At 67.4% G+C, this 2,607-nt stretch carries 1 protein-coding gene and 1 pseudogene; both read left to right on the top strand.

All coding sequences use genetic code 11. The features are described 5' to 3' along the window. Nucleotides 1-504 precede the first annotated feature (504 nt). Nucleotides 505-1,878 carry a DUF4157 domain-containing protein gene (locus tag ACGFU7_RS47805; RefSeq protein ID WP_393705073.1) on the top strand — a complete coding sequence of 458 codons (1,374 nt, stop codon included), beginning with the start codon at nt 505-507 and terminating at the stop codon, nt 1,876-1,878. A 425-nt stretch (nt 1,879-2,303) separates the two neighbouring features. Continuing rightward, nucleotides 2,304-2,402, top strand: a pseudogene (locus ACGFU7_RS47810) (XRE family transcriptional regulator); the annotation flags it as partial. Nucleotides 2,403-2,607 lie beyond the last annotated feature (205 nt).

Raw genomic sequence — 2,607 nt, forward strand, 5'->3', positions numbered from 1 at the left:
CGCCTCCGCCTGCGGATCTCGGCGACCTGGCCCTGGAGACACGAGCTGGCCACGGCTTTCCACCGCCTTGCCGCACTGCCCCGACCGGTTGACTGATCTGCAGACCCCCGCCCACCCACAATCCGAAGGACCCGGAGAACCCGACCATTGCGCCGGGACTCCACCATGCCCAGGCAACAAAATCGCCTCGACCACCCACCAGTTGGTGATCAACGCAGCCGCCTCAGCCCAACCGAAACGGCGAGGTTAGCAGCCAGAGTGCGTGTGGTCCATCCCGACACCCGCGACCGCATGTTCTTGCCGAAGGGCAGCGGGTGGTCCGTCTCGCGGGCCAGGTCTGGCACCGTGGCCGGCTACCAGGGCGTCCGGGGCGTCCGGGGCGCACCATGCCACGCGCCAACGGCCCACGCACGTTGCCCCCAGTCTGCCCTCGGGTACCTGGCCCGACCGCCCGCGCCTCAGGTATCCAGAGGGGAGTTGTCTGCCCACGGAGGAAGAGGTCGCATGTACGCCGAAGACCAGGCCAGGTCGGCCGAGGCACGGAAGGGCAGGGCACCGGCCCGCCAACCGCAGGCCGCGAGCCGGACGCCGCTCCCGGGCCTCCTCGCGTTGCAGAGCACCGTCGGCAACGCGGCAGTCGTCCAGATGCTCCGCCGGGCCGGACACCCATGGGCCCAGGAACGACACCAGCATGGCGCCGACTGCAACCACCACCAGACCGAGCACCCCGTACAGCACTCCACCATCCATGACGTCCTGCGCACCGGCGGCCGCCCCCTCGACGACGACACACGCACCGAGATGGAAGCCCGGCTCGGCGCGGACCTCTCAGACGTCCGCATCCATACCAGCAGCACCGCCAGGGCTTCCGCCGCCGAGATCGGGGCGCGGGCCTACACCTCCCGCGATCACGTCGTCCTGGGCGACGGGGGTGGTGACAAGCACACCCTCGCCCACGAACTCACCCACGTCATCCAGCAGCGGCAAGGCCCAGTCGCCGGCACCGACGACGGAACGGGGCTGCGTCTGTCGGATCCCTCCGACACTTTCGAGCGGGAGGCAGAGGCCACGGCCACGCGGGTGATGTCGCGACGGGTGCCCGATGCCGTCCACGCGCCGGAAGCCGCCGCATCGGCCGCCACCGCCTCCACGGCACCGGTACAGCGAACGCTGTACATGGACGGGGACGAGGCCAAGCGCAGGTTGACGCGGCAGGAGGTGCTGTCGGCCGCCTGGTACCAGGACCTTCACCCCGATCACCAGCAGCGTGTGGAGCCCTACATTGATTACGAGACCCACGTGGCGGTGGGAGAGGTGATCGAATACACGCGCAACACCGTGGTGGGCGCGGTGGACGGCCAGCGGAGGGAAGACACCGAGTTCCTCATGGAGGCCTGGCACAGGAAGCAGAACCTAAACGCCTACGACCTGGCGATGCAGGCGGGTCGCCTTCGGGAGAGCCTGGAGGAGTGGGGCATCCCGCCGAACACCATGCAGCTCACCCAGGGCTCGATCACGGGCTTCGGTCACCACGTCCCGCACACCGATGTTCTCGTGCCGCACCCCGGCAACATCTGGTCGAGGGCCGCCGCACCCGACGGTCTGGCGTACTGCCTCGAATCGATCATGGGTGCCAACAGCACGGCCTGGATCTTCACGGACAACGAGCAGGCCGGGTACAGCCAGGCAGAGGCCATATGCACGGCGATCAATGCCATAAACCAGGATAGTTCCGGCAATGCGGACTACATTCCGCTCGCCGTGCAAGTGAACCCGGTCTCCGGGGTAACGTCAGGTGACACCTACGACCTCGCCGACGCCTCCCTCGTGATCGGCCACCAGCCGCCCTACCGGCTCGTCACCGTGACCCGGCGCTGAGCTCGGCCCGGACGTCGATTCAGTCGGCGGCAGGTCGGCCCTTGGGGAGGATCGGAACGGTCAGGATCGACGGCGTCACCGACGACGGCATCACCATCACCATCCGCCTGGGAGATCCACCGCCTCCCCTCCCAGAGCCCGTCGCCGAACTGCTGCGGGCCTACATCCGCTCCCGCCAGCGCCTGCCCTATGCCAGCAGCAGAAGCGCCTGCTGGCTCTTCCGGCCTTGGGACTGGTGGGCTCGCATGTTGAGGTGTCGCGTATTCAGCGGATGAGTCCGGGCACTGATTACTGACTGCCGACGGTCACGGTGGTCCAGCACGGATCGATGTGACCCAGCCATGCGTCTTGATCGTCGGCCAGTGGTTGCTTCATAGGAAGCGGGAGGAACCGGCAGGCGAAGGTGAGGCCGGCGTCGTCTCCGTCTCACCACCGAGGAGGAGGAAGAGCTCGCCCAGCTGCGGCGCGAGGTGCGGGAACTGCGGCGAGCGAATGAGGTCCTGCGGACGGCCTCGGCTTTTTTCGCAGCACAGCTGTGCGCCACGAGGCGCGATGTTGATCGAGAGGTGGTGAAAGACCACTTCCGTCGGGCCGTCGTAGCGGCCTGATCGAAGCTTGGGGGCAGCCTAATGAGTGACTCTGAAGCTCCTATAGATCGTCAAGCTGCGGAAGTCGTTGTCGGTGAGCTGATGCATGCGCTTGTGAGGTGGCGGTAGATCTCTCGCGCGA

It is taken from the genome of Streptomyces sp. NPDC048473 (assembly GCF_043200155.1).
GTDB lineage: Bacteria > Actinomycetota > Actinomycetes > Streptomycetales > Streptomycetaceae > Streptomyces.